The organism is Acidovorax sp. KPB24-03 (assembly GCF_057546605.1).
The window spans coordinates 1-1771 of record NZ_BAAJYR010000574.1; the positions used below are offsets into that span (position 1 = coordinate 1).

At 62.3% G+C, this 1771-nt stretch carries 1 protein-coding gene and 1 pseudogene; one reads left to right on the forward strand and one right to left on the reverse strand.

Features of this window, described 5'->3' with window-relative positions; all coding sequences use genetic code 11:
- Positions 1–583: 583 nt before the first annotated feature.
- Positions 584–1192 (reverse strand): hypothetical protein, encoded by a 609-nt coding sequence (locus AC27KI_RS24080; protein WP_487091035.1) that lies wholly within the window; start codon positions 1190–1192, stop codon positions 584–586.
- Between the two features lie 434 nt (positions 1193–1626).
- On the opposite strand from AC27KI_RS24080, the pseudogene AC27KI_RS24085 reads away from it, so the two are divergent.
- A pseudogene (locus tag AC27KI_RS24085) lies at positions 1627–1771 on the forward strand (P1 family peptidase); the annotation flags it as partial.

Consider the following 1771-nt stretch of genomic DNA (forward strand, 5'->3'; position numbering starts at 1 on the left):
ATTTCATAGCAATATGCCCTAGAAGAATATGCGCTGGAGCCGTTTTTGAACCTGTTGTCGGCAACCTACCCGATCGAAAGAACCCTTCCATGCCTTTGATCGCCCCTGCCGCAGGCGGCACACGAACCCCGCAGGCCAACCGCCGCCCTGCCCTGGCCAGCCTTCGCGGCCGGGCTTCAATCCATCGCCATCGAGGTGTGGAAGGAACAAGCCGCATGGCCCCGGGGGGCTCGACTCCTCCGATCGATTGAGCTTCACACACGCCGTGCGCTTGATCAAGCGCAAGATGCGGCTGTTCCCCCTGACCGGCTGCCAGCTTGGCGTGATGCCTTGTTCAAGGAGATCGCCAGCGTCCGTTGTGTCAGCAGCCGTGGCCGCTTCAACCCTCGCGGGGTACGTCGCAAGATAAGCAGCTTCAACGCCCGTCATCGGGGCGAGTCTTTTCATCAGTTGGATCAACTCTGTCTATGAAGGTGAGTAGCCAGCAGGATGCAACCCCAAGAATGAGGGGCCGCGTTAGCGAGCTCTTGTAGCCGCTTCGAGCGGCTCATATCCCGAATGCCCCGGCTTTGCCGGTGGATAGTTACTCAGCCTCCCACCCCTTATCCGCTGCCCGACGCTCGCAGTTCCTGAGCAGCGTGTCCGGATCCAGTTCGTAGAAGCCCGGCACAAATTGTTGCGTCATGCCCACGCGATTGCACAGCGTGCGCATGGCTCCCGACACGACGTTGTCGATCCCGACCAGTTCCACACCGAGTTTCTTCGCCTCTTTCGCCGCAGCGGCCAAGTACATGGTGCCCAAGCCCTTGCCCTGCATCTCCTCGGGAAACTCAATGTCCCCAAAGCTGATGGACGAATGTCCACCGTGGCACGGGTCGCTTTGGGAGTGTTCCATCTGATGCTGGGTCTCGATACGCCGACCCGTAGGTGTCTCCAGCGCCATATCAAAGCACAGCTCGTTCGATCCGGGGGCGATAGGGTGCGCCTGCACGCTGAACTGGCCGATCGACGGATGGCTATAGACGCTCTGGGATGATCGCGGCGAATGGGCGGATTGCACCGACGACGTCCGGGCGCTGCTCGACGAACTGGCATTGCTGCTAGGCGAGCCCGGTGGTGTCAATGCGGCGCGGGGTGCGCGGTTTCCGGCGGAAGACTGCCGCCGCGCCGAATTGGGTTCGAGGCCCGGCACTGAGTTGCGCCTGACATAGGTGTTACCCGACTCTCGCCGCGGCCCGTCCGTTTGCCATCGGGGTGCCGATGGAGATCTCGCCCCGCCGGAACTGCTTATACATTGGCCCATCATTCATCCTTGATATTGGGATAGTGCATATTGCCTCAGCACTCGCTCATCGACTAGCCAGTAGCGAACATAGGCACATGGCGGCGAAGAGAGCAAGTGGATGGTGATCTACCCGCATCGTGATCACGCAGCCGCCGCGCATTAATGAAAAGGTGCCAGCTTGGCATGGTGCATTGCTCAAGGAGATCGCTAGCGTCCGTTTAAGCAACTTCAACGTCCGCCGGTGCGCTTTCATGCCGAGAGCCAGCGCGGCGCGCTCGTCATCACCCGCATCGAGGCCGTGCGCTGAAGCCCCCCCGCGCGGCGCCATAATCGCCGCCCATATGACCGCAGCATCCCGTTCGGCCAGCGACGCTGGCAGCATCACCCGCGTGGCGGGCATCGAGGTCGGCCACTACACCGACGCCCGCCGCCCCACGGGCTGCACCGCCATCCTGGCGCGCGAGGGCGCCGTGGGCGGCGTCGACG